Below are 24,660 nucleotides of genomic sequence, written 5' to 3'. Positions count from 1 at the left end.
GCCTGGCGGGCGCCCACGCTCATGATGGCAGGAGTCCCATGCAAGAGATCAATCCGATCAACAACCTCATCAAGGACCTGTCCGAACGGACAGACGTCCTGAGGGGGTATCTTTGACTATGCCGAGAAGAAGGATCGGCTAGAAGAAGTCTCGCGCGAGCTGGAGAACCCCGAGGTCTGGAACGACCCCGACTACGCCCAGAAACTGGGCAAGGAGCGGGCGTCGCTGGAAGCCGTGGTCGAGACCATCGATACCCTGGACAGCGGCCTCGCCGACAACCGCGAGCTGCTCGAACTGGCGGTGATGGAAGAGGACGATGCCACCGTCGATGAGGTACGCAAGGAACTCGCCTACCTCGAAGGGCAGCTGGACAAGCTGGAGTTCCGGCGCATGTTCGCCGGAGAGATGGACGAGAACAACGCCTATCTCGACATCCAGGCCGGCTCCGGTGGCACCGAGGCCCAGGACTGGGCCAACATGCTGCTGCGCATGTATCTGCGCTGGGCCGAGCACCACGGCTTCAAGGCGGAGCTGACCGAAGTCTCCGCCGGTGAGGTCGCGGGCATCAAGTCGGCCACCGTGCATGTTCAGGGCGATTACGCCTTCGGCTGGCTGCGCACCGAGACCGGCGTGCACCGGCTGGTGCGCAAGAGTCCGTTCGACTCCGGCGGGCGCCGGCACACCTCGTTCGCCTCGGTGTTCCTCTCTCCCGAGGTCGATGACAACTTCGAGGTGGAGATCAACCCGTCCGATCTGCGTGTCGACACCTACCGCTCCTCCGGGGCCGGCGGTCAGCACGTCAACACCACCGACTCGGCGGTGCGTATCACCCACGAGCCCACCGGTATCGTGGTGGCGTGCCAGAGCCAGCGCAGCCAGCACGCCAACCGCGACTTCGCCATGAAACAGCTCAAGGCGAAGCTGTGGGAGCACGAGATGCAGAAGCGCAACGCCGCCAAGCAGCAGGCCGAGGACAGCAAGGCCGATATCGGCTGGGGCAGCCAGATCCGCTCCTACGTGCTCGATGACCAGCGGATCAAGGATCTGCGCACCGGGGTACAGACGAGCAACTGCGAGAAGGTGCTCGATGGAGAGTTGGATGCGTTCATCGAGGCGAGCCTGAAACAGGGGCTCTGATTCGGGCCGACTGCGCTTGCCAATACGGCGTTGAAACTCGACTCGCCATGCTCATTGACACCCCAGTCAACTCCGCTGGCTCGTCGAGTTTCGCCTTGTCTTGGCATCGCTCGTAGCGGCCCTTGGAACGGTTCAAGCGCTCGAACCCCGCGCTGCGAGCGTTGGCCGGTTGATTCCCTGAGCGATCATTGCCAGATCCTCTAGCGCTGTGCCAGGGCAAGGCGCGCAGCAGTGAGCCGAGCGTTTCACGGATTCGACGGCGTTATCGATTCGACGACTTCATAGATACGATTTTCCACAGGCGACGACATGGCGAACCAGGACAACCCGCAATCTCCCTCCACTGCACCGACTGACGTGCAGGAAGAAAACCGGCTGATCGCGGAGCGTCGCGGCAAGCTGGCGGAACGCCGCGAGCGCGCGGCGGAGCAGGGCGGCAGCGCCTTCCCCAACGCCTTCCGCCGCGACAGCCTGGCCGCCGAGCTGCAGACCGAGCTGGGCGAGCACGACAAGGCGGCGCTGGAGGCGCTGGACCGTCAGGCTGCGGTCGCCGGGCGGATCATGCGCAAGCGCGGCCCGTTCATCGTGATTCAGGACGTCTCCGGGCAGATCCAGCTCTACGTCGACAAGAAGGGGCTGCCCGCCGAGCTGCTGGCGGACATCCAGAGCTGGGACATCGGCGACATCGTCGCCGGCAGCGGCCCGGTGCACAAATCCGGCAAGGGCGATCTCTACGTCATGCTGCGCCAGGCGCAGCTGCTGACCAAGAGCCTGCGTCCGCTGCCCGACAAGTTCCACGGTCTCACCGATCTCGAGGCGCGCTACCGTCAGCGCTATGTCGACCTGATCATGAATCCGCAGTCGCGGCGCGTGTTCGAGGTGCGCTCCGGGGTGATCGCGGCGATCCGGCGCTTCATGGTCGAGCGCGGCTTCATGGAGGTCGAGACGCCGATGCTGCAGCCGATCCCCGGTGGCGCCACCGCACGGCCCTTCGTCACCCACCACAATGCGCTGGATATCGACATGTATCTGCGCATCGCCCCGGAGCTCTATCTCAAGCGGCTGGTGGTGGGCGGCTTCGAGCGGGTGTTCGAAATCAACCGCAACTTCCGCAACGAGGGGCTGTCGACGCGTCACAACCCCGAGTTCACCATGCTCGAGTTCTACTGGGCCTACGCCGACTACCAGGACCTGCTCGACTTCACCGAGGCGATGATCCGTGACGTCGCCGAGCGTGTGCTGGGCAGCAGCGTGGTGGTATATCAGGGCACCGAGTATGACCTGGGCCAGCCGTTCCGGCGCCTGACCCTGCGCCAGTCGATCCTCGAACATGGCGACGGCATCGGCGAGGCGGACATCGACACGCTCGACGGCGCCACCGCCACCTGCCGCCGCCTGGGTATCGAGGTCAAGGCGAGCTGGGGCCTGGGCAAGCTGCAGACCGAGATTTTCGAGGCGGTGGCCGAGCATCGCCTCGATCAGCCCACCTTCATCACCGAGTATCCGGCCGAGGTCAGCCCGCTGGCGCGGCGCAACGATGCCAACCCGCACGTCACCGACCGCTTCGAGTTCTTCGTCGGCGGGCGCGAGATCGCCAACGGCTTCTCCGAGCTCAACGACGCCGAGGACCAGGCCGAGCGTTTCGCCGCCCAGGCCGCGGAGAAGGATGCCGGCGATCTCGAGGCGATGTACTACGACGCCGACTACGTGCGCGCGCTGGAGTACGGCATGCCGCCCACCGCGGGCGAGGGTATCGGCATCGACCGCCTGGTGATGCTGCTCACCGACAGCCCTTCGATCCGCGACGTGCTGCTGTTCCCGGCGATGCGCCCGGAGTGATCGCCGCGCGGGCCAGCGTGGTCGCCGGCGCCCGCTGCGCGAGCGACGGCGCTGGCCCGCGCGTGATGTGATTCGCCGGCGGCGAGGCGGGTGGCGTTCAGCCCAGCGGGGCGACGCCCAGACCCTCGACCAGGGTTTCCAGCGCGCGCAGGCCGGCGACCGAGTTGCCGTAGCTGTCGAGCCGCGGCGACCACACGCACAGGCTCATCTGGCCCGGCACGATCGCCACGATGCCGCCACCCACGCCGCTCTTGCCGGGCAGGCCCACGCGCCAGGCGAAGTCGCCGGCGGCGTCGTAGAGACCGCAGGTGAGCAGCAGGGCGTTGAGCTGGCGATTCTGCTGCGGGGTGACGATGACGCTGCCGTCGCCCGGATGCACGCCGCGATTGGCCAGGAAGGCGAACGCCCGCGCCACGTCGACGCAGCTCATCGACAGCGCGCAGCCGTGGAAGTAGACGTCGAGCACCTCGTCGACCTCGCCGTGAAGATTGCCGTAGGCCTTCATCAGATAGGCGAGCGCGGCGTTGCGCGCCTTATGCGCCATCTCTGAGCTGGCGACCCGGGTATCGAAGCCGAGACCCGGGTTGCCCGCCAGGCGCCGCGCCAGCTCGCGCATGACCCAGTGGATCGACATGATCCGCGATACCAGTAGATCGGTGACCAGCAGTGCGCCGGCGTTGATGAAGGGGTTGCGCGGAATGCCGCGCTCCACTTCCAGCTGCACGATCGAGTTGAACGCCTGCCCCGAGGGCTCGCGGCCGACCCGCTGCCAGATATCGGCCTCGTCCAGATGCTGGATCGCGATGATCAGATTGAGCAGCTTGGAGATCGACTGGATCGAGAACGGCGTATCCGCTGCCCCGGCCCGGTAGACGCGCCCGGCGACGTCGCACACGGCGATGCCGAACTGATCCGGCACCACTTCCGCCAGCGCCGGGATATAGCTGGCCACCTGGCCCTCACCGAAGTGGCGCGGCGCGTCGCGGGCGATACGCGTCAGCAGATCGTCTAGGGCGGCGGGGTCGAACGAAGAGGACATGGCGGTGACGGCAGTCGGCAGATAAAGGGGCGCCAGTGTAGGGCGCCGCCGCGCCGATTGCATCTGCCGTGCCGCTGTCGTCGAGCGCCGCGGCGAGTGCCGCAATCCAGGGTTGGTCATGGGCGCGACGAACGCTCATACTGTCGGCGCTGCGCGCAGCGCCGCACCAGTGCAGCGTCGAGCTAGTCGGCCGCAGGGCCGGCAAATTCGGCGCCGTCGGTTTCCATGCAAAGGGGTGACACCATGAAGCTGCTCAACCGTTCCGCACTCAGCGTGAAGCCCACTCAGGCCTTCGTCGACTGGGTCAATTCGCTCGAACCCACCATGGGCGAGGACGATCTCACCCTCGACGATATCGCGGCTGAGACCACTGTCTATCTGATCCCCGAGATGGACACGCCGGAAGCGCTGGCGGCCTACGTCGAAGAGCGCTGCGTGGATATTCTCGAAAGCGAGCTGCGCGCCTGGGAAGAGGATTCTCGGCAGTGGCCGGAGGTGGTCGATCTGGCCCTGTTCGAACAGTTCCTGACCGTCGAGCACAGCTATCTGGCGATCGACCTGGATGACGAGGTCGAGCTGGAGACCGCCGAGGTGGATGACGAGCTGCTGATGGAGACCGACGAGGAGTGAGCGAGACCCTGGGCCTGACTGGCCGCTGCGCACTGCCGGAGGTGGGCATGGCGGCATGCTGAAACGGCTGTTCGAAGTGCGTGACGGCGACGACGGGCTGCCCGGGCGCGAGCGCAAGCTGGCGCTGCTGGCGCTGGTCACCGGCACGCAGATGGCGGTGCTCGACAGCGGCATCGTCAATATCGCGCTGCCGACCCTGGCCGACGAGCTCGACATCAGCGGCGCGGCATCGATCTGGATCGCCAACGTCTATCAGTTGGTCACCGCGGCGCTGCTGCTCACCTTCGCCGCGCTGAGCCGGGTGATCGGCCGGCATCGGCTCTATATCGGCGGTCTGGCGGTGTTCACCCTGGCCTCGCTGGCGTGTGCGCTGTCGCGTTCGTTCGAGCTTTTGCTGGTGTCGCGCATGCTGCAGGGTATCGGTGCCGCGGCGATGCTGAGTATCGGCCCGTCGCTCTATCGGGTCATCTTTCCTACCCGCCTGCTGGGCTCGGCGATCGGCCTCAGCGCCCTCACCGTGGCCTTCGGGATCGCCGCCGGGCCGTCGATCGGTGGGCTGATCCTGCATCTGGCGAGCTGGCCTTGGCTGTTCGCGATCAATGTCCCGGTGGGGGGGCTTGCGCTGTTTCTGGCGACCCGTTCGCTGCCGCGTGAGCCGGCTCGGCGAGCGCACTTCGATGTCTGGGGGGCGCTGCTGTCGATCGTGATGTTGAGCGGCAGCGTCTTCGCCCTGGATCAGTTCGGCCATGGCGGCGGTGGGGCGATGGCGCTGGTCACCCTGGCCCTGGCACTGGCCTGTCTGGTCGGCTTCGTCTATCGCCAGCGCCATGTCGCCAGCCCGCTGGTGCCGCTGGCGCTGTTCGAAGAGCCGCGCTTCTCGTTCGCCGCGGTCACCTCGATGTTCGCCTTCCTGGCCCAGGGCATCGCCTTCGTCGGGCTGCCATTTCTCTACCAGACGGTGATGGGCGTCTCGCCGATCGCCTCGGCGCTGCTGTTCACCCCCTGGCCACTGGTGATCATGGTGATCGGGCCGGTGGCCGGGCGGCTCGCCGACAAGGGCAATCCGGCGCTGATCAGCTCGGTGGGACTCGGGCTGTTCCTGCTCGGCATGCTGGCGCTGACCGGGCTCGATGCCGACTCCGGCTATGTCGATGTGATCTGGCGCACGGCGCTGTGCGGCGTCGGCTACGGCCTGTTCCAGGCGCCCAACAACCGCGAGATGATCGGCAGTGTGCCGCTGGCGCTGAGCGCCAACGCCTCCGGCGTGCTGGCCTCGGTGCGCACTTTCGGCCAGTCACTGGGCACCGCCCTGGTGGGTCTGATTCTGGGGCTGTCGTTCGGCTCGCTGACGCTGTCGCTGTGGCTGGGCTGCGTCTCGGTGGTGGTGGCGCTGGGGCTGAGCCTCTACCGGGTACCCCTGGCGGCCCGCGACCGCCGCGGCTGAGACGGCTGCCGGTGGCGTCGCCGCGACGGCCGCCAGACGTTACAATGACCCGACTGGCACAGGAGGTGTTGCATGAGTGTTCAAACCCGCATCGAAGAAAAGCTGGCCACGCTCGAGCCGCAGTATCTGACGGTCGAGAACGAGAGCCACATGCACCATGTGCCGCCCGATTCGGAAACCCACTTCAAGGTGACGCTGGTCTCCGAGCGCTTCGCCGGGCTGATGCCGGTCAAGCGCCACCAGTTGATCTACTCGGTGCTGGCCGATGAGCTGGCCGGCCCGGTGCACGCCCTGGCGCTGCACCTCTATACGCCGCAGCAGTGGGCAGCGCGTGGCGGCAGTCGTCCCGACTCGCCCAACTGCCGTGGGGGAGGCGAGCGGTGATCGCCGACCCCCAACGGCTGCAGTACCTGGAGGCGATGGGCATCCCGGCCTGGGTGTCACGCTACCGCCTGATCAATGCCCGGCCCACCGCACAGTCCGAGTGGGAGGTGCCGGCGGCAGCGGAAAAACCCGCGCCGGGCCAGCGTCTCCACGCGCTGCTGGAAACGCCCGCTGCCCAGTCCACGGAGCGCACGCCTGCGGCGATGCGCCCCGACTCCGCTGCTGAGCCTGCTGCGCAGCGCGCCAGCCGTGCCCCGGTGGCGCGCGCCCGGGCCCTGCTGGGGGAAGATCCGGCGCCGGCCGAGGCGTCGGCCGCCGTCTTCGATAAATCCGTCGATAAACCCGTCGACACCCCCACCGATACGCCGGCCGAGACTCCCGCCCCCGAGGCGGCGACCCGTGAACGGGCGGCACCGCTGCGCTTCTCGCTGACGCTTGCGGTGCTCGACCAGCGCTGGTGGCTGCTGTTGCCCGGCGGGCGCGAGGGGCTGCCGGCACCCGCCCAGGCGCTGCTCAAGCAGATGCTCGTGGCCGCCGGGCTGCCCGGCGACTGGCGAGCGCTTGCGAGCCTCGACTGGCCGCTGATGGAGACGCCGGTGGACGACCCGTTGGGCGAGGCCCGCGATGGCCTGGCGGTGTTCTGCGGTGGTCAGGCCATGCGCAACGGTCTGAGCATCGAAGGCGCCATCGTGATTCCCGGCGCTGACGCCGCGGCGCTGTTTGCCGGCGACACCCCGTTCGAGTTCGACTGCCACCGCTGGCCGCATCCGGCCAGCCTGCTCGGTGACCCGGCGGCCAAGCGTGCCTGCTGGCCGCAGCTGCATGCCACCGGCGAGGCGTGGCGGCGGGCGTCTGCCGGCGCTGCCTGAGCCGAGCCCAGCGCATGACTGCCACTCCCTCTCTGCCGGCATCGCCGCGTCTACTTGGTGCGGGCGATCTGGCTTCCTGGGCTCGCTTCGAGGCGCTCGCCAATGACGATGCCTGGTCGACTACGCTGCTCGGCAGCGCACTGAGTGACGATACCCTGGAAGTGTGGGGCGTGTTCGAGGCCGCCGAACTGCACGCGGTGGCGGTGGTCGCCTATCTGCCGTTCGATGCCGAGTTGCAGTCGATCAGCGTGCACCCGCACGCGCGTCGGCGCGGTCTCGCCGCGGCGCTGCTGGCGTGGCTGCTGGCGCGAACGGCGCGCCGTGGGGCCGAGCGCATGTTGCTGGAGGTGCGGGCGTCGAACCAGGCCGCGCAGCGGCTCTACCACAAGCTGGGCTTTGCCGAGGATGGCCGGCGGCGGGGGTACTACCGCTGTGACGATGGCGGCAGCGAAGAGGCGGTGCTGATGTCACGGGCGTTGCCGGCGGACGTGCCCGCCGAGTAGGCGGCGACACCGACGGCCGGGGCGGTCGTCGGTGCCGTGAGACGGGCTGAACGTGACTTCAGGCGCCGGCGTCGCTTTGCGTCTCGTCGAGGGCGCGCAGCTTGTCGAGCAGACCGCCCAGGCGGCGCTCCCACTCGTCGCGCTCCTGGCGCAGCTGGGCGTTCTCAGCCTTCAGCTCTTCGTTTTCCATCTTCAGCATCTCAATGCTGTCGACCGCGTTCTGAATCTTCTGCTCGAGCTGGGCGAAGATCTCTCCGTTCATGACGCTCTCCTTGGGGTTGACGACGGTTGCAGGCGCCGCCGGCGTAACGCGCCGGCGTGCGGGTAAGGTGACGAATGACGCCCGCCACTGCCGATGATTCGGCTGGCCGCCAGCCTACGTGGCGTGGCCGGTGGCGACAAGCGTCTCGAGGTGGAGACGGCGGCGTCAGGCCGCTGGCGGGGTGCGCCGGAACAGCCGGGCGTGGCTGTCGCCGGCGCGCAGTTCGCGGTGTAGCTGCCACCCGGGCGGCGGCTGCCAGGCCAGCTCCTGCTCGGTCTCGACGTAGATCCAGGCGTGCGGCGCAAGCCAGCCACCCTGCTCCAGCCGCTCGCAGGTGGCCGCTGCCAGCCCCTGACGGAACGGTGGATCGAGAAATACCAGCCCGCAGGGAGTGGCAGGGCCGGCCAGATAGCCGGCGACGTCACCGCGATGGACCGTGGCCTGCGCCCCCAGAGTATCCAGATTGCGCGTCAGCGCGGCGGCCACCGGGGCTGCCGCTTCGACGAAGTGCACCTCGCCGGCGCCGCGGGAGAGCGCTTCCAGCCCCAGCGCGCCGGTACCCGCGAACAGATCCAGCACTCGCGTGCCCGCGAGTTCGAAGGCGAGCCAGTTGAACAGCGTCTCGCGCACCCGGTCCGGGGTCGGGCGCAGCCCTGGGCTGTCGAGGATCGGCAGCCGGCGGCGACGAAATTCGCCGCCGATCAGGCGCAGTTCGCCGCGACCGCCGTGGGAGGCACGCTGGCCGCGACGGCCGCCGTCGGCGGCAGGGGAGGGGGCACGCCCGCCGGGCGCGCCACGCTGGGATCGACGTCGATTCATGGCGCGCAATTGTACCCCCGCCACCCTCGCGGTGATAGGATTGACGCTCGATATCGACCTTTTCCGAGAGCGTGTCGACGCCCGCCGACCCGGCGGCGTCGCCACGGCCATCAGCAGCGAAGTCATCCATGTTCGGACTATTCAAGAGCCGCAAGAAACAGCAGCAGGAGCAGGAAGCCGCCCGCCGGGAAGCGGAGGCGGCCGAAGCGCGTGCCGCCGAAGAAGCCCGTATCGCCGACGCCGAGGCGCCGGTAGAAGACGCTGCGGTGCAGCCGGTGTCCCCCGAGGCTGAGGCGCCTGCCGCGGACGAGGCCGTGCAGGCCGCTGACCCCGAGCGTGGCGCCGCGGTCGACTACGCCCCCGAGCCGGTCGAGACGAGCGCCGCCCGCGCGGCGCTGGATGAACCGCTGGCCGCTGACGCCGCGGTTTCCGCCCTCGACGAGACCCCGGCCGCGCCGAGCCGCGAGACGGCGCTGGCCCACGATGCCACGGCGCCGGCAGACAGCGAGTCTTCGGCGCTGGACGAGAACGAGTCTTCGGCGCTTGATGAGCGCGAGGCTGCGGCGCCGAAAACCAGCGATGCCACGGCGCCGGCCGAGGGCGAAGCTGCGTCAGCCGCTGCCCCGGCGGCCGAGACGGCGCCCGCCGAGGTCGTTACCGGCGCGCCCGCAGCGACCGGGCCGGCCAGTGTCGACGTCAGCAACGACGTCAGTACCCAAGAAACAGACGCGCCCGAGAGCGTACCCGAGCAGGCCCCCCCGGCTCCGCGCGAGAAGCCCAAGGGCGGCTGGCTGGCGCGGGTGCGTGCCGGCCTCGGGCGTACCCGCGCCAATCTGACCGACGGCATCGCCGATCTACTGCTGGGCAAGAAGCAGATCGACGATGACCTGATGGAGGATCTCGAGACCCAACTGCTGCTGGCGGACGTGGGTATCGAGGCGACCAGCGAGATCATCGCGCGGCTGACCGAGCGCGTCTCGCGCAAGGAGCTGGCCGACGCCGATGCGCTCTACCGCGCCCTGCAGGAGGAGCTGGCGGCGCTGCTCGAGCCGGTGACCCAGCCGCTGGCGCTGCCGCCCAAGGGCGAAGGACCCTTCGTGATCTTGATGGTCGGCGTCAATGGGGTCGGCAAGACCACCACCATCGGCAAGCTGACCCAGCGCTTCCAGAACGAGGGGCGCAGCGTGATGCTGGCGGCCGGCGACACCTTCCGCGCCGCGGCGGTGGAGCAGCTCAAGGTGTGGGGCGAGCGCAATCGGGTACCGGTGATCGCCCAGCACACCGGCGCCGACAGCGCCTCGGTGATCTACGATGCGGTGGCGGCGGCACGTGCGCGCAAGGTCGACGTGTTGATCGCCGACACCGCCGGACGGCTGCACAACAAGAGCCATCTGATGGAGGAGCTCAAGAAGGTGCAGCGGGTCATGGCCAAGCTCGACGCCTCGGCGCCCCACGAGGTGATGCTGGTGCTCGACGCCGGTACCGGCCAGAACGCCATCTCCCAGGCCACCACCTTCGACGAAGCGATTCCGGTCACCGGGATCACCCTGACCAAGCTCGACGGCACCGCCAAGGGCGGCATTATCTTCGCCCTGGCCAAAAAGATGGGCACGCCGATCCGCTTCATCGGGGTCGGCGAGACACTCGACGACCTGCGTCCGTTCGACGCCGACACCTTCGTCAAGGCGCTGTTCGACCGGGACGGTGACGCCGCTTCATGATCGCCTTCGAGCATGTCGGCAAGCGCTACGGCGGGCGGTTCGAGGCGCTCGCCGATATCAACTTCCGGGTCGAGCGCGGCGAGATGCTGTTTCTCACCGGCCACTCCGGCGCCGGCAAGAGCTCGCTGCTGCGGCTGATCATGCGCCTCGAGCGCCCCTCCCGCGGGCGCGTGTTGGTCGCCGGGCACGATCTCGACCGCCTGCACCTCAGCCAGGTGCCCTACTACCGGCGCCAGATCGGGGTAGTGTTCCAGGATCACCAGCTGCTGTTCGACCGCGATATCTTCGCCAATGTGGCGCTGCCACTGACCATCCAGGGGATCGAGCCCCACGAGGCGGCACGCCGGGTGCGCGCGGCGCTCGACAAGGTCGGCCTCTTGCACCGCGAGCGCGCGCTGCCGATCGAGCTCTCCACCGGTGAGCAGCAGCGCGTCGGCATCGCCCGCGCGGTGGTCAACAAGCCGGCACTGCTGCTCGCCGACGAGCCCACCGGCAACCTCGACCCCCAGCTCTCGGCCGACATCATGCGGCTGTTCGAGGACTTCAACCGCATCGGCACCACGGTGCTGATCGCCAGCCACGATCTGGCCCTGATCGCGCGTCTGCGCCACCGCGTGCTCAAGCTGCGCGAGGGGCGCCTGGTGCGTGACGGGGAGGCGGCATGAGCGAACGTCAGCCGGCGCCGCGCGGCGCCCAGCGCGCCCGACCGGGACCTGCCGGGGGCGGGCGCGCCTGGCTGCGCCACCACCGTGCCATGCTCGGCGACAGCGCCCTGCGCCTGGTACGGCGGCCGCTGGCCACGCTGCTGACGATGCTGGCGATCGCCATCGCCTTGATCCTGCCCGCCGGGCTGTGGCTGGTGCTGGACAGCGCCCAGCTGCTCGATGCCCAGCTTGACGAGAGCGCTACGCTGACCGTCTACTTCGATCACGATATCGACGAGAGCCGCGCGTTGTCGCTCTCCGAGACGCTGGGTGCCGAGCCCGGCGTGGCCGGGGCGCGGCTGGTGACCGCCGCCGAGGGGCTGGACGAGTTCCAGCGCGCCCTGGGGGTGGACGACGCGCTCAGCCAGCTCGAGCGCAACCCGCTGCCTGCCAGCGTGGTAGTGACGCCGGACGACCCGAGCCCGGCCGCGGTACAGGCGCTGAGCCAGCGCCTCGGTCAGCTACCGGGGGTGGACGAAGTGCGCCTAGACCTGGCCTGGCTCGACCGTCTGCAGCAGCTGGCGGCGCTGGGCCAGCGGGTGGCGCTGGCGCTGGGGTTGCTGTTCGGGCTCGGCGTACTGCTGGTGGTGGGCAATACCATTCGTCTGGCGGTGGAGAGCCGGCGTCAGGAGATCGAGGTGGTGACCCTGATCGGTGCCACTCACGCCTTCGTCCGGCGGCCGTTCCTCTACAGCGGGGCCTGGTACGGGCTCGGCGGCGGGCTGCTGGCGCTGGGTATTCTGGCCGTGGGCGGCAACTGGCTGGCCGCGCCGGTGAACGCGCTGGCCCAGAGCTACGGCGCGCACTTCGCGCTACCGACTTTAGGCGTGTCCAACTCGGTTTTTCTGCTGCTCTTTAGTACACTACTGGGCTGGTTGGGCGCGTGGCTCGCCGTCGGTCGTCATCTGGCGGAGACCAAGCCGCGCTAGCGAGACTAGATCGAACGGCACTCGACGTCTGCGTCATCTTCACGCCAGCCTGACATGGCAGTAGCGGCTGGCACGGCCATCGTTTTCCTCGGGGTGGTCATAGTCTCGAGGCATGACGTCGATAGCCGCTCGGACACCGGGTCGCGCTGGCCCAACGATTGAACTTTTGTCTACACTCGGGGTCATAGAGGCATCTCACGAGCATAGACAGGCCTAACAACCTGCGGCGGTGCGATGCGACGCCTGAGCGATACCACGCTCGGCACCGCGGGCACCGCCTAGCATGGAGACACGGCATATGAGCACCAGTCTTCAAACCATCGGCAATCTTTCGCCGGGTCACGACCTCAACGGCTATATACAGGCGGTCAACGGCATCGCCGTGCTGACGGCCGAAGAGGAGCACGCCCTGGCGGTGCGCCTGCACGAAGAGGACGACCTGGAGTCGGCGCGCCGGCTGATCATGTCGCACCTGCGTTTCGTGGTGCACATCGCGCGCAGCTACTCGGGCTACGGTCTGCCCCAGGCCGACCTGATCCAGGAAGGCAACGTTGGCCTGATGAAGGCGGTCAAGCGCTTCGATCCTTATCAGGGCGTGCGTCTGGTCTCCTTCGCGGTGCACTGGATCAAGGCCGAGATTCACGAGTACGTGCTGCGCAACTGGCGCATCGTCAAGATCGCGACCACCAAGGCCCAGCGCAAGCTGTTCTTCAACCTGCGCAGCGCCAAGAAGCGCCTGGCGTGGTTGAACAATGACGAAGTCGATGCCATTGCCAAGGATCTCGACGTCAAGCCGAACGTGGTGCGCGAGATGGAAGGGCGGCTCTCGGCCTACGACGCCGGCTTCGATGCCAGCCCCGGCGAGGACGACGAGCAGAGCTACCAGGCGCCGGCCCAGTATCTCGAGGACAGCAGCTTCGATCCGGCAGCGCAGCTCGAAGCCGATGATTGGGAGGCGGATTACACCCGCCGCCTGCGTGACGCGCTGGCGCTGCTCGACGACCGCTCGCGGGACATCCTGCAGCGGCGCTGGCTCTCCGAGGAGAAGTCGACGCTACACGAGCTCGCCGATGTCTACGGTGTCTCCGCCGAGCGTATCCGCCAGTTGGAGAAGAACGCCATGAAGAAGATCAAGCAGCAGCTGGGCGACGCCCTCGCTGCCTGATCATTGATCGGCGCACTCGCAGCGCGAAAGCCCGACATGCTCAGCATGTCGGGCTTTTTGCGTTACAGGGCCTGAGCCAGGATCGCTGGGTCAGACCAGTGCCGGCTCAGGCGCTGGTAGTCGTTTGTCCTACCAGTAGCTGTGCGCCGAGCAGGGTCCACTGATCCTGCCAGTGGGCGCTCGGCAGATGGCGGAAGTCGCTGCGCACGTACTGACTGATGCGCCCCTCGACGAAGGCGGCGAGCAGATTGGCGCTGGCCGAGACGGCGACCCGCGGACGCAGCCCCTCGCGCAGCTCGGCTTCGCGCAGAATCTGCTTGAACTGGGTCTCCAGACGCTCGAACAGCTGCGACATGCGCGTGCGCAGCCTGGCCGTTTCGCCGGTGAGCACGTCGCCATCCATGAGCCGGCTGAGCCCCGGGTTCTTCTCGGCGAACATCAGCACCAGCTGCACGATCGTCTCGCAGCGGCCGAGGGCATCCGGTGTCTCCTCGAGAATTCGCCGAATGCGCTCGAACAGACTGGTCTCGATGAACTCGATCAGCCCCTCGAACATGCGCGCCTTGCTGGGGAAGTGGCGATAGAGCGCCGCTTCGCTGACGCCGACCTGACGCGCCAGGGCGGCGGTGGTGATCCGTTTGCCGCTGTCCTCTTCCAGCATCAGTGCGAGTGCCTGGAGGATCTGTTCGCGGCGGGAAAGCGTTGAAGTTGCCTGCGTCATGAGCGTTCTTGTCGGTGGTGGTGTCTTGGCTCCTGCTTGGAGTGACTCCGTCGTACGCGGCCGGGGCGATGACGCCCCGGTCAGTGCACGGCGGAGCGGGCCGTCCTGGCCCGTGTCGGGATTACGCTAGCGTGCGACGATCTGGGTGCCGACGCCGGCGTCGGTGAAGATCTCCAGCAGGGTGGAGTGGACCACCCGGCCATCGACGATCACCGCGCTGCCCACGCCGCCCTTGACCGCTTCCAGGGCGCAGCGGATCTTGGGCAGCATGCCGCCGTAGATGGTGCCATCAGCGATCAGCGCGTCGACCTGCTCGGTGGAGAGCCCTGTCATGACGTTGCCGTCGGCGTCCTGCAGGCCTGCGACGTTGGTCAGCAGCATCAGCTTCTCCGCCTTCAGCGCCTCTGCTACCTTGCCGGCGACCAGGTCGGCATTGATGTTGTAGCTGTGGCCCTCGGCGTCGACTCCGATCGGCGCAATCACCGGAATGTAGTCGGCCTTCGACAGCATCTCGATCAGATCGGTGGAGACGTGCTCGACCTCGCCCACGTGGCCGATGTCGATGATCTCCGAGGCGGTCATCTCCGGAGTGCGCCGCTTCACCTTGAGCTGGCGCGCGCGGATCTGGGCGCTGTCCTTGCCGGTCAGGCCGATCGCCTTGCCGCCGCACTGGTTGATCTGGTTGACGATGCTCTTGTTGACCAGACCGCCAAGCACCATCTCGACCACGTCCATGGTCTCGGCATCGGTGACGCGCATGCCGTCGACGAAGCGCGACTCGATGTTCAGCCGCGCCAGCAGCTGGCCGATCTGCGGGCCGCCACCGTGCACCACCACCGGATTGATGCCGACCTCCTTCATCAGCACCATGTCGCGGGCGAAGGAGTCGATCAGCGTGTCCTCGGTCATGGCATTGCCGCCATACTTGACCACGATCGTCTTGCCCGAGTAGCGCTGGATATAAGGCAGCGCCTCGGAAAGGATCTCGACCACGTGGCGCGGGTCGCGTGGGCTAACGCTCATGAGTCGTCACTGCTCCCAGATTGGAATGAATGTCCCTTGTGCATGTTTTTCTCGACGCCCGACGTGCTCAGAAGGGCAGCGTTGCGTCGGGCACCTCGGCCTCGAGGGCGCGACGGAAATATCCCTGAATGCGTTCGAGGGCGGCCTGATCCCGGCCTTCGAAGCGCAGCACCAGCATCGGCGTGGTGTTGGACGCGCGGCACAGCCCCCAGCCATCGGGATAGTCGACGCGGATGCCGTCCAGCGAGGTTCTGACCCCGGCGGCGCCGAAGTCGCCATTCTCTGCTAGGCGCGCAACGATGGCGAACTTGGTCTCGTCGCTGACCGCGACGTTGAGCTCCGGCGTGCTCGGGTCCTGCGGGTAGTCGGCGAAGAAGGCGTCGGCACTGCGCGGCTGATTTGCCAGGATCTCAAGCAGCCGGGCAGCGGCGTAGAGGCCGTCATCGAAACCGTACCAGCGCTCTTTGATGAAGATGTGTCCGCTCATCTCGCCGCCGAGCTGGGCCCCGGTCTCGCGCATGCGTGCCTTGATCAGCGAGTGACCGGTGTACCACATCTCCGGCTCTCCCCCGGCGCGCTCGATGCGCTGGGCCAGATGGCCGGTGCACTTGATGTCGAAGACCACCTTGGCGCCCGGGTTGCGTCCGAGCATGTCCTCGGCGAAGGCCATCAGCAGGCGATCGGGATAGATGATCTCGCCCGCCGGCGTGACCACGCCCAGACGGTCGCCGTCGCCGTCGAACGCCAGCCCGATGTCGGCTTCGTGGGCGGCTACCGCGGCGATCAGATCGGCCAGATTCTCGGGCTTGCCGGGGTCCGGGTGGTGGTTGGGAAAGTCGCCGTCGATCTCTGCGTAAAGCGGTACGGTCTCCGCCCCCAGCGCCGCGATCAGCCTGGGGCCGAGCTCGCCGGCGACGCCGTTGCCGCAGTCCACCACCGCTTTGAGCGGCCGCGCCAGATGCACGTCGCCGAGGATGCGGTCGAGATAGCGCTGGCCCAGATCGCGATGCTCCAGGCGGCCCTCGCCGTGGCTCAGATCATTCTGGCGCAGACGCGTATGCAGCGCGGTGATCGCCTCGTTGGAGAGCGCCACGCCATCGAGCACGATCTTCAGGCCGTTGTAGTCGGGCGGGTTGTGGCTGCCGGTGACCATCACCCCGCTGGCGCTCTCGGCCAGGGTGGCGGTGGCGAAGTAGAGCACCGGGGTCGGCACCCGGCCGATATCGATCACATCGCGGCCGGCGGCGCGCAGGCCACGGATCAGTGCCGCCGCCAGCGTGGGGCCGGAGTGGCGGCCATCGCGGGCGACGATCACGCACTGCTGGCCACGGGCCGCGGCCTCGCTGCCGATGGCGCGGCCGATCCACTCGACCCCGTCTTCGGTCAGGGTATCGCCGACCACACCACGGATATCGTAGGCGCGAAAGATCGAGGCGGGCACGGCATTGGCGGGTGTCTGCAGGGTTTGGCTCATGGGGTCTTCTCTGTGGGATTATTCCAATGGTCGAGCTCCAGCGATAGCGTGGTCTGGCCGTCGGTCAGCAGCCATTGACCCTCCATGCGCGTGGCGTCCACGCTCATGCTGCGGGCGACCCAGCCGGTCAGCGTCTCCAGCGGCGCCGCCGGCACGCTCATCACGCGCACCCGGGGCAGGGCGCGCACGCCGTCGCCGAGCTTCTTCCACCACTGCTCGGCGCTGCGCGGTGAGTAGGGGTAGACGATGACCGTCTCGGCGCGCGACAGCCCCTGTTTGATGCGTTTGAGCGACGGCTCGCCCAGCTCGATCCAGGCGAGGATGCGCCCATCCGCGGCGGTGAGCCACAGATCCGGCTCGTCGTCGCTGCTCAGGCCCCGGGTCATACTCAGCTCGCCCGGCGCCTCATGGGCCGGCGCGTTGAGCGTGTGGGCGTTGTCGATGAACGCGAGCAGCCGCACCATCAAGCGGGTGGCGGTCTCGGAGGGGTGGCACGCCACGGTCAGAGCGTGGGTGGCGTAGTAGTGGTGGTCCAGGTCGCTCACATTGAGCCGGGCCTTGTAGATAGTTGCGCCTAGCGCCACGCGACTCTCCTTGCTCGCTTCACGGTTGTCGCCCCCGGGCTATCACCGCGAGCGCTGGTCACTGCCGGCCGGAGTGGCCGAAACCGCCGGCGGCACGCTCGGTGGCGACGAAGTCTTCGACGATCTCGAGTTCGGCCTGCACGACCGGAACCAGCACGTACTGGGCCAGGCGCTCGCCGGGCTCCAGCGTGAAGGTGTCGCGGCCGCGGTTCCAGACCGAGATCATCAGCTCGCCCTGGTAGTCGGAGTCGATCAGGCCGACCAGATTGCCCAGCACGATGCCGTGTTTGTGGCCGAGTCCGGAGCGCGGCAGCACCACGCCGGCGAGCTGCGGATTGCCGATATGGATCGCCAGGCCGGTGCGCACCAGCGCGCTGTCGCCGGGGGCCAGCGTCAGCGGGGCGTCGAGCAGGGCGCGCAGGTCCATGCCGGCACTGCCCTCGGTGGCGTAGTGGGGCAGCGGATAGTCGTGCACGCGCGGGTCGAGAATCTTGACCGCGAGCTTGGGCGCGGGCGATGCGGGGCTGGTCATGATGAAGCCTGATTCCTGCAAAAACGTGATGAATAGAGTATCGCCACCGCGACGGCGGGCGGCAGCAGAAGTCTGCCCTAGCTTACCATCGCTTGGTGGCCGGCGAACGCCGCCGTGCAGGGCGGCGTCCATTGATGCGTGTGTGCCGGCACGGAGGGACGTCAGGGCAGGCGTGGCACCAGATGGTCGAGAATCGCCGTGGCCAGCGCCGTCTTGGGCTGGGGCGCCAGCGCTTGGCGATGCAGTTCTTCCGCTTCTCGCCACAGCAGGGTGGCGGCGTTGTCGTCGCTGCCGAAGCCCAGCCCCGCCTGGGAGACGTCGTTGGCCACGATCAGATCGAGGCGCTTGCGCGCGAGCTTGTCGCCGGCATGGGTCTCCAGCGCCTGGGTCTCGGCGGCGAAGCCGACGCAGAAGGGGCGCTCGGCACGTGCCGCCACCGTGGCCACGATATCCGGGTTGCGCACCAGCTCCAGCGTCATGCCGCTGGTGTCGTCGCTCTTCTTCAGCTTGTGCTCGGCGACGCTGGCGGCGCGGTAGTCGGCCACTGCGGCGCAGCCGATGAACAGCTCGCAGGGCAGTGCGGCCTCCACCGCCGCGAGCATCTCACACGCCGAGAGCACGTCGACACGCGCCACGCCGGGTGGTGTCGCCAGTGTCACCGGGCCGCTCACCAGGGTCACTTCGGCGCCACGCGCAGCGCAGGCGGCGGCCAGGGCGTAGCCCATCTTGCCGGAGCTGTGGTTGGAGAGGTAGCGCACCGGGTCGAGCGCCTCGCGGGTCGGTCCGGCGGTGATCACCACCCGGCGCCCGGCGAGATCCTGCCTCGAGATGGCCGCCGCGGGGTCGAGCGCCTGCTGTAACTGGGTGAAGATCGTCTCCGGCTCGAGCATGCGCCCGAGGCCGACATCACCGCAGGCCTGATCGCCGGCATCCGGCCCCAGCAGGGTCCAGCCGATGGTCGTGAGACGCTCGGCATTGGCCAGGGTCGCCGGGTGGCGCCACATTGCCTGGTTCATCGCCGGGGCCATCAGGCAGCGCGCCTCGCTGGCCAAGCACAGCGTGGTCAGCAGATCGTCGGCGTGGCCATGGGCCAGACGCGCCATCAGATCGGCGGTGGCTGGGGCGATCAGGATCACCTCCGCCCACTTGGCCAGCTCGATATGCCCCATGCCGGCTTCGGCCTCGGGGTCGAGCAGCGAGGTGCGCACCGGCTCGCCGGTGAGCGCCTGCAGCGTCAGTGGGGTGATGAAAGCCTGGGCGCCCTCGGTCATCACCACGCGCACCTCGGCGCCGCTCTTCTTGAGCAGACGCGCGAGGTGGGCGCTCTTGTAGGCGGCGATACCGGCGCTGATGCCGAGCAGGATGCGAGTGCCGGCGAGTCCCGGCCCGAGGGGTAGCGACATGGGGTGCGTGTCCTGAATCATTGGCGCTACCTTACCACCGCAGGGCGCCGGGGCGGAACGCAAGCTCCCGCCCCGGCAGGCTCGGTGGGCTACTGGTTCGGCGCCTCGATCACCCCTTCACCGGCGATCTCGCCCTGCTGGAGCCACTCGATGCGATCGTCGCCCGCGGCGCGCACGTCGTAGCACTCGACGCTGTCGCTGCCATAGTCGAAGCACATGCGGTCGTCGACGATCCTGGCCTGGCCGGTGTAGCCGTCGCCCTGAATCTTGCCGTCGGTGGCATAGGTCTCGTCGTAGGACTGGCCGTTGGCCATGGCGCCGTGGACGCGATGCCCCCACACCCGCTGCTGGATCTGGTCGCCGCTGAGTACCCGCTCGCTCTCCGGCTGTGGCGCGGCACCGGCATCGGCGGCGAAAACGCTGGAGACACCTCCGCCGAGGGTGGGGGCGAGGGTGGCGGCGATGGCCAGAGTAGCCAGGCGCTGGCTGGAGGCGAACACGAGGGATCGTTGCATGGTGGTACTCCCGAAGAGACGAGGGTGTGACTTCACCATAGCTCAGCCAGATGCAAACGTCGGAATTGGCATTGCGCCGGGCACGCCTGTCGACTTGTGCGGCTGGGTGAAGAGCTTTCTCGACCTGCTCGGCCAGGGCGCCGTACTGGTGGCGCTGGTGGGGGCGGGTTGTGCGTTGGTCTGGGGCGCGCTTGGCTGGTACCTGGGCAGGCAGGCTGACGAAATGAGCCGGCGAGGTACGGCCGAGGCAGGGGAGCGCACGAAGGTGGTGCTTGCCAGTAACTAATTATCGTTCCCCACGCGCCGCGTCGAATCAGGTGCAGTCGCGGCTTGGGAGTGCCCAGGGCTGCGTTGCCACGCGGAGCATGGGAACGCTCACTCCGTGCTTCTAGCGCCGGGCCTACACGCCTGCCCCGAGCAAGCGAAGCTAATGAGGCTGGGCACAGGGTGAGCGGCCACTCGAATGCGGAAAAGAGCTTTTCAGCCAGTTGGCCTTGATGTACGTGAGCAGCCTCCAACACTGCGCTGCAACCGATTGTCATGCATCTGCGCGGACAGGTTTTTCACCTGTTCTCGTAGGGCTTTGACACGTGCTGATGCTCTATCACCCAGGAGCCATTGACCTTTCTCAAGCAGAATGTCGCACGTACCAAGTCCTGAAACGTTCTACCGTCTGGCAGCGTACCACCGCAGCGGATGAAGCAATGGGCGAACGCGACATCGTCACCGGCAGTGATCGTCAGGTTCTCAAGATCGAAAACCGCTTCACCCTCTGTTTGCGGCTGCCACTCGTCCCAACTGCTTCTGTAGGATTCCGCACTTTCGTACTTCATTGGCGGCAACACGTCGAAGATCACTAGGTTCGCTGCGTGGTTGTTCAGAACTTGATCTATCCGGCCTTGCCTGGTTGCCTTGGCCCACTCTTCGAGCACGGCGCGAACTTCGCAGTCGGCTTTGGTTAGTGTCATTGTTCTTTCCCCCTTTTGACGAAGTTCCCAGGTGCATGGCCAGTGGCCTAGGGGCACACTTCAGCCTGGGCCAGTGAGCGAAGCGAATCGGCTGTCATTCCATAGGCTGGCGAATGATGGTTTTCCATTTTTCCGGTGCTGCCCTGCGTATGTCGCTCAGGTAGATCTCGTGGTGCTTGCCTCTCAGTGCCGAGTGGCGTGATATGTAGTGGTGCACCCGCTGGATTGTCGGCCCCTCCTCAAAGAACGGGCCAACGTGCATGATTTGCGCGCAACGGCCCTCTTTGAATGGCTCGAACCGAATATTTCGTAGCCCAGGCAGCCCCTTCCTGTCTTGAGCGTGGTTGATCGCTGCCTGAACCAGCTGCGTGGTAGCTTCTGGGGGCTGCATAATCATCATCGTCCATTTCCAGTTGTCTTTATCGTCGCGGTCGAAGCTGGTCAAGTCATCGGCCCACCACAAGCCCTCGAGTGGCATTACGACGTAGTCGAGTGCATTTTCCCGCTTTAACGCGAACTTGATGGTGTAAGCGGCGCAGTAGAGGGCTTCGACCGCCTCCTTGTACTTCTCGGTGGTATTGGGGTTGCCCTCGCCATCGATCATCAGAAAGTTGAACGCAGGTACGTATAGCTCCACGACCGCTTTTGCGGAAGGTTTGTATAGGGGCTTTAGCTCGCTTTTCAGGTCAATCTTATTCACCAACCCTCCTATGACGGCCAAAGCCTAATTCAACCCACGCTGCGAAGCGGCGCCGGCTTGGACGAATCGTCAGGACGCGCCCGACGGCTATACGTGCTGTAGGATGTCGATCAGCCGGCCCATTGGATAATAGGTGCCGACATGCGTGCCCGCTATCCCCTACCGCAAGGAGTGATCATGTACAGCCATATCATGCTCGGTGCCCGCGACCTGACACTGCTCACATCGTTTTACGATGCCTTGCTCGCGTGTCTCGGACTGGTTCGTCAGACGTTCGACATGGATGGCGGGCCGGAGGGTGAAGGCTGGGTACCCACCGGCCAGGCCTGGCCGGTATTCATCGTCCAGTATCCCTTCAATGGCTTGCCTGCGACCTGGGGCAACGGGGTGCAGGTCAGCTTCGCGGCGCCCACGCGCGAGGCGGTGAACGCGGCGTGGCGAACGGCGATCGAACGGGGCGGAAGCAGTGAGGGTGAGCCTGGGCTCAGACCGCACTACGGCGAAGATTATTACGGGGCCTATTGCCGCGATCCCGAGGGCAACAAGCTGTGTTTTGTGCATGCCTCCGGGATGTCTTCATGATTGGCGCTCTCTCTCGCCCTGAACGCCACGAGGCTCGTCGTCCTCAGGCACCAGCGCGTTCACCGCTGTTTCCACCCCGCGCAGCTCGGCGAGCCCCTTGAGGCGGCCGATCAAGGGGTAGCCGGGGCGGGTATCGCGCTTTAGATCGTCGAGCAGGTGGTGGCCGTGATCGGGGCGCAGCGGCAGGCATGCACCGCCATCACGCTGGCGCCTTCGCTCTTCACGCACCAGCGCGCCGATCACCCCGACCATGTCGACGTCGCCTGTCAGATGGCCGGCTTCGTGGAAGCTCGATCCGTCCGTCTCGCGGCGGGTCGCGCGCAGGTGCACGAAGTGGATGCGCGGGGCGAAGCGCTCGACCATCGCCACCAGATCGTTGTCGGCGCGCACGCCGTAGGAACCGGTGCAGAAGGTGAGGCCGTTGGCCGGACTGGGCACGCTGTCGAGCACGTAGGCGGCATCGTCGGCGGTGGAGACCACCCGGGGTAGCCCCAGCAGCGGACGCGGCGGGTCGTCGGGGTGGATCGCCAGGCGTACCCCGGCTTCCTCCGCCGCGGGCACCACGGCGCGCAGGAACACGGCCAGATTGGTACGCAGGCGCTCGGCATCGACATCGCGGTAGGCGGCCAGGGCCTGGCGCAGCTCGGCCAGGCCGTAGTGGGCATCGCTACCCGGCAGCCCGGCGATGATGGTCTCGATCAGCCGCTGGCGGGCGTCGTCGTCGAGTCGTTCGACGAGGGCGCGGGCGGCGTCGCGCTCGGCGGCGGTGTAGTCGGCCGCGGCGCCGGGGCGTTCGAGCAGGTAGAGGTCGAAGGCGGCGAAGGCGGCCTGCTCGAAGCGCAGCGCGGTACCGCCGTCGGGCAGCGGCCAGGCGAGATCGGTGCGGGTCCAGTCGAGCACTGGCATGAAGTTGTAGCAGACCGTGTCGATGCCGCAGGTGCCGAGGTTGGCAAGCGTTCGACGATAGTTGTCGAGATAGTGTTCGGCTGCCGGTAGCCCCAGCTTGATCGCCTCGTGGACCGGTACGCTCTCGACCACCGACCAGCTCAGCCCCGCCGCCTCGATCTGCTGCTGGCGTTCACGGATGGCCGTGCGCGGCCAGGTCTCGCCGATGGGGATCTCGTGCAGGGCGGTGACGATGCCGGTCGCCCCGGCCTGGCGAATCTCGTCGAGGCCGATGGGGTCACTGGGGCCGAACCAGCGCCAGGTGTGTTGCATGTTCAAGCCCCTGATCAGAAGCGTCGTGTATCGAGGCGGCAATGGCCGATGCCACGCCGTCGCGTTCCAGTCGCATCAGCGCGTCGAGGAGCTGCCGGGTGAAGGGGCGAGCGTCGCGCAGCGCCGCGGGGAAGACCTCATCGAGTGCGAGGAAGGCGTCGATCAGCGCCGCGGGGTCGTCGCCGTGGCGACGGTGGAGCGCGGCGAAGGTCTCCGCCAGAGGGTCGTCGACCGCATGCGGCTGACCTTGGAGGTCGCTGCCGGCGGTGTAGCGAATCCAGGCCGCGATGCCGAGTGCGGTGGCGCGCAGATCCGTAGCGTCGTTCACCGCCAGGCGGTCGACGGCGCCGGCCAGCCAGCGCTGGGGCAGCTTCTGCGAGCCATCCATGGCGATCTGCTGTAGCCGATGATGCAGACTGTCATTGGCGAAGCGCGCCAGCAGCCGCTCGGTGTAGGCCGCGACCTCGCTGCCCGCCGGCAGCTCGAGCGTGGGTGCCGCCTCGCACTGCCAGTAGTGCCGCAGCAGCTCGCGGAACGCCGGGCTCGTGACAGCGGCATCGACCGTCTCGATGCCGGCCAGTGCACCCAGATAGGCGAGCAGCGAATGGGCGCCGTTGAGCAGGCGCAGCTTCATGGTCTCGAAGGGGGTGACATCAGCGACCATCTCTATGCCTTCGGCCTCCCAGTCCGGCCGGCCCAGCGGGAAGTCATCCTCGACCACCCACTGGCTGAAGGTCTCGCAGACGACCGCTGCCGGATCGTCGACACCCAGCGCGACCAGGCGTGCCCGATCGGCCGCGCCCATGGCCGGTACGATGCGATCGACCATGCTCAAGGGGAAGGCGACCTGGGCCTCGATCCAGTCGGCCAGCGCGGTGTCCTGTTGGCGCGCCAGTGCCACCACCGCGCGCCGGGTGCGCTGGCCGTTGGCCGGCATGTTGTCGCAGCAGAGCACGGCGAACGGTGGGACGCCGGCAGCGCGGCGCCGGGCCAGCGCCGCCACCAGCAGGCCGGGTGCGGTGTGTGGTGTGGTCGGATTGACGATGTCGTGGGCGATCGGCTCGGCGCGGGTGAGCAGCTCGCCGCTCGCCGGATTGAGAAAATAGCCTTTCTCGGTGACCGTCAGCGTGACGATGCGTACCGCCGGGTGACTCATCCGCGCCAGCAGCGCCTCGCGGTCCGGCCCGTCGGGGCCGGCGTAGAGCGCCTCGCGGATGACGCCGATCTCGCGCAGGTCGAGGTGCTCGCTGTCGCGGTATTCGGCCACGTGGTAGCGCAGATCATTGGCGCGCAGCTGCTCGACCAGGGTGCGGTTGGCGCGGATGTTGGCACTGCAGACGCCCCAGGTCTCATCGCCGCTGCGCGCCAGAAACTGCTGTAGATAGACTGCCTGGTGGGCACGGTGGAAGGCGCCCAGGCCCAGATGAACGATACCGATCTGGCGTGGCACGCGCGTGGCCGGATGACGTTCGACATGGATCTCGCTGGATGACAT

General features: G+C 67.5%; 27 protein-coding genes. 13 read left to right on the top strand and 14 right to left on the bottom strand.

Annotated features, from left to right (window positions below):
- The first annotated feature begins 38 nt into the window (after window positions 1-38).
- Window positions 39-1,137 (top strand): peptide chain release factor 2 gene (prfB, locus tag J0A90_RS07805; RefSeq protein WP_207033281.1). Its coding sequence is split into 2 segments (ribosomal slippage): window positions 39-113 and window positions 115-1,137, totalling 1,098 coding nucleotides; the frame shifts between segments, so codons are not numbered across the junction.
- A gap of 309 nt (window positions 1,138-1,446) precedes the next feature.
- Window positions 1,447-2,976, top strand: a complete 1,530-nt coding sequence (lysS, locus tag J0A90_RS07800; protein WP_207033279.1) for a lysine--tRNA ligase — start codon at window positions 1,447-1,449, stop codon at window positions 2,974-2,976.
- A 97-nt stretch (window positions 2,977-3,073) separates the two neighbouring features.
- Here the strand turns inward: lysS and glsB are convergent, their stop codons facing one another.
- Window positions 3,074-4,015 carry a glutaminase B gene (gene glsB / locus J0A90_RS07795; protein ID WP_207033278.1) on the bottom strand — a complete coding sequence of 314 codons (942 nt, stop codon included), beginning with the start codon at window positions 4,013-4,015 and terminating at the stop codon, window positions 3,074-3,076.
- Between the two features lie 243 nt (window positions 4,016-4,258).
- Between glsB and J0A90_RS07790 the strand changes: the two genes are divergently transcribed.
- The 5 genes from J0A90_RS07790 (at window position 4,259) to rimI (ending at window position 7,845) form a co-directional block, all read left to right on the top strand.
- Window positions 4,259-4,645 carry a hypothetical protein gene (locus tag J0A90_RS07790; protein WP_035473929.1) on the top strand — a complete coding sequence of 129 codons (387 nt, stop codon included), beginning with the start codon at window positions 4,259-4,261 and terminating at the stop codon, window positions 4,643-4,645.
- 55 nt (window positions 4,646-4,700) lie between these two features.
- Entirely contained in the window at window positions 4,701-6,089 is a 1,389-nt protein-coding gene (locus J0A90_RS07785; RefSeq protein ID WP_207033276.1) for an MFS transporter, read from the top strand.
- Between the two features lie 72 nt (window positions 6,090-6,161).
- Window positions 6,162-6,473 carry a BolA family transcriptional regulator gene (locus J0A90_RS07780; protein WP_207033273.1) on the top strand — a complete coding sequence of 104 codons (312 nt, stop codon included), beginning with the start codon at window positions 6,162-6,164 and terminating at the stop codon, window positions 6,471-6,473.
- Entirely contained in the window at window positions 6,470-7,342 is an 873-nt protein-coding gene (locus J0A90_RS07775) for a hypothetical protein (RefSeq protein WP_207033271.1), read from the top strand. Before J0A90_RS07780 ends, J0A90_RS07775 begins: the two co-directional genes overlap by 4 nt.
- Before the next feature lie 14 nt (window positions 7,343-7,356).
- Window positions 7,357-7,845, top strand: coding sequence for a ribosomal protein S18-alanine N-acetyltransferase (gene rimI / locus J0A90_RS07770; RefSeq protein WP_207033269.1), 489 nt, complete (start codon window positions 7,357-7,359; stop codon window positions 7,843-7,845).
- A 58-nt stretch (window positions 7,846-7,903) separates the two neighbouring features.
- Here rimI and J0A90_RS07765 read toward each other — a convergent pair whose 3' ends face one another.
- Together J0A90_RS07765 and rsmD are read right to left on the bottom strand one after the other, a co-directional pair.
- Entirely contained in the window at window positions 7,904-8,107 is a 204-nt protein-coding gene (locus J0A90_RS07765) for a cell division protein ZapB (protein WP_035473919.1), read from the bottom strand.
- Between the two features lie 165 nt (window positions 8,108-8,272).
- Window positions 8,273-8,926, bottom strand: a complete 654-nt coding sequence (gene rsmD / locus J0A90_RS07760; RefSeq protein WP_207033267.1) for a 16S rRNA (guanine(966)-N(2))-methyltransferase RsmD — start codon at window positions 8,924-8,926, stop codon at window positions 8,273-8,275.
- A gap of 128 nt (window positions 8,927-9,054) precedes the next feature.
- Between rsmD and ftsY the strand changes: the two genes are divergently transcribed.
- From ftsY to rpoH, 4 genes are all read left to right on the top strand, one after another.
- Window positions 9,055-10,647, top strand: coding sequence for a signal recognition particle-docking protein FtsY (ftsY, locus tag J0A90_RS07755; protein ID WP_207033265.1), 1,593 nt, complete (start codon window positions 9,055-9,057; stop codon window positions 10,645-10,647).
- Window positions 10,644-11,312 (top strand): cell division ATP-binding protein FtsE, encoded by a 669-nt coding sequence (ftsE, locus tag J0A90_RS07750; RefSeq protein ID WP_106419408.1) that lies wholly within the window; start codon window positions 10,644-10,646, stop codon window positions 11,310-11,312. The genes ftsY and ftsE overlap by 4 nt, the downstream gene beginning before the upstream one ends.
- Complete coding sequence (gene ftsX / locus J0A90_RS07745; protein WP_207033263.1) at window positions 11,309-12,280, top strand: permease-like cell division protein FtsX; 972 nt, start codon at window positions 11,309-11,311, stop codon at window positions 12,278-12,280. The genes ftsE and ftsX overlap by 4 nt, the downstream gene beginning before the upstream one ends.
- 298 nt (window positions 12,281-12,578) lie before the next feature.
- Entirely contained in the window at window positions 12,579-13,445 is an 867-nt protein-coding gene (rpoH, locus tag J0A90_RS07740; RefSeq protein ID WP_035472419.1) for an RNA polymerase sigma factor RpoH, read from the top strand.
- A gap of 106 nt (window positions 13,446-13,551) precedes the next feature.
- Here rpoH and slmA read toward each other — a convergent pair whose 3' ends face one another.
- The 7 genes from slmA to J0A90_RS07705 all read right to left on the bottom strand — a co-directional run bounded on the left by slmA (window position 13,552) and on the right by J0A90_RS07705 (window position 19,697).
- Window positions 13,552-14,166 carry a nucleoid occlusion factor SlmA gene (gene slmA / locus J0A90_RS07735; protein ID WP_035472421.1) on the bottom strand — a complete coding sequence of 205 codons (615 nt, stop codon included), beginning with the start codon at window positions 14,164-14,166 and terminating at the stop codon, window positions 13,552-13,554.
- A 126-nt stretch (window positions 14,167-14,292) separates the two neighbouring features.
- On the bottom strand, window positions 14,293-15,189 hold the full coding sequence (gene argB / locus J0A90_RS07730) for an acetylglutamate kinase (protein WP_207033261.1): 897 nt from the start codon (window positions 15,187-15,189) through the stop codon (window positions 14,293-14,295).
- A 67-nt stretch (window positions 15,190-15,256) separates the two neighbouring features.
- Window positions 15,257-16,663 (bottom strand): phosphomannomutase/phosphoglucomutase, encoded by a 1,407-nt coding sequence (locus J0A90_RS07725; protein ID WP_207033259.1) that lies wholly within the window; start codon window positions 16,661-16,663, stop codon window positions 15,257-15,259.
- Window positions 16,660-17,247 carry a YaeQ family protein gene (locus J0A90_RS07720; protein WP_207033257.1) on the bottom strand — a complete coding sequence of 196 codons (588 nt, stop codon included), beginning with the start codon at window positions 17,245-17,247 and terminating at the stop codon, window positions 16,660-16,662. Before J0A90_RS07720 ends, J0A90_RS07725 begins: the two co-directional genes overlap by 4 nt.
- Window positions 17,248-17,305: 58 nt before the next feature.
- Window positions 17,306-17,779 carry a dUTP diphosphatase gene (dut, locus tag J0A90_RS07715; protein ID WP_207033255.1) on the bottom strand — a complete coding sequence of 158 codons (474 nt, stop codon included), beginning with the start codon at window positions 17,777-17,779 and terminating at the stop codon, window positions 17,306-17,308.
- 161 nt (window positions 17,780-17,940) lie between these two features.
- Window positions 17,941-19,182 carry a bifunctional phosphopantothenoylcysteine decarboxylase/phosphopantothenate--cysteine ligase CoaBC gene (coaBC, locus tag J0A90_RS07710; protein WP_207033253.1) on the bottom strand — a complete coding sequence of 414 codons (1,242 nt, stop codon included), beginning with the start codon at window positions 19,180-19,182 and terminating at the stop codon, window positions 17,941-17,943.
- An 89-nt stretch (window positions 19,183-19,271) separates the two neighbouring features.
- A complete protein-coding gene (locus tag J0A90_RS07705; RefSeq protein ID WP_207033251.1) occupies window positions 19,272-19,697 on the bottom strand; it encodes a hypothetical protein in 426 nt (141 codons plus the stop codon).
- On the opposite strand from J0A90_RS07705, the gene J0A90_RS07700 reads away from it, so the two are divergent.
- Entirely contained in the window at window positions 19,696-19,983 is a 288-nt protein-coding gene (locus J0A90_RS07700) for a hypothetical protein (RefSeq protein WP_207033249.1), read from the top strand. The two genes, J0A90_RS07705 and J0A90_RS07700, sit on opposite strands and share 2 nt — an antisense overlap.
- Before the next feature lie 277 nt (window positions 19,984-20,260).
- Here J0A90_RS07700 and J0A90_RS07695 read toward each other — a convergent pair whose 3' ends face one another.
- Window positions 20,261-20,665: a nuclear transport factor 2 family protein gene (locus J0A90_RS07695; RefSeq protein WP_207033247.1), complete on the bottom strand. Its 405-nt coding sequence runs from the start codon at window positions 20,663-20,665 to the stop codon at window positions 20,261-20,263.
- A gap of 94 nt (window positions 20,666-20,759) precedes the next feature.
- On the bottom strand, window positions 20,760-21,365 hold the full coding sequence (locus tag J0A90_RS07690) for a GyrI-like domain-containing protein (RefSeq protein WP_207033245.1): 606 nt from the start codon (window positions 21,363-21,365) through the stop codon (window positions 20,760-20,762).
- 177 nt (window positions 21,366-21,542) lie between these two features.
- Between J0A90_RS07690 and J0A90_RS07685 the strand changes: the two genes are divergently transcribed.
- The gene (locus J0A90_RS07685; RefSeq protein WP_207033243.1) at window positions 21,543-21,947 is read left to right on the top strand and encodes a VOC family protein; all 405 of its coding nucleotides are present in this window, start codon (window positions 21,543-21,545) and stop codon (window positions 21,945-21,947) included.
- Here the strand turns inward: J0A90_RS07685 and uxuA are convergent.
- Complete coding sequence (gene uxuA / locus J0A90_RS07680; RefSeq protein ID WP_207033241.1) at window positions 21,942-23,165, bottom strand: mannonate dehydratase; 1,224 nt, start codon at window positions 23,163-23,165, stop codon at window positions 21,942-21,944. The genes J0A90_RS07685 and uxuA overlap by 6 nt on opposite strands.
- On the bottom strand, window positions 23,131-24,660 hold the full coding sequence (locus J0A90_RS07675) for a mannitol dehydrogenase family protein (RefSeq protein ID WP_207033239.1): 1,530 nt from the start codon (window positions 24,658-24,660) through the stop codon (window positions 23,131-23,133). The genes uxuA and J0A90_RS07675 overlap by 35 nt, the downstream gene beginning before the upstream one ends.

The organism is Salinicola sp. DM10, from assembly GCF_017306975.2.
Classification (GTDB): domain Bacteria; phylum Pseudomonadota; class Gammaproteobacteria; order Pseudomonadales; family Halomonadaceae; genus Salinicola.
The sequence above is the reverse complement of the archived record's forward strand: the minus strand, read 5'-3'. Positions and strand labels throughout refer to the sequence as shown.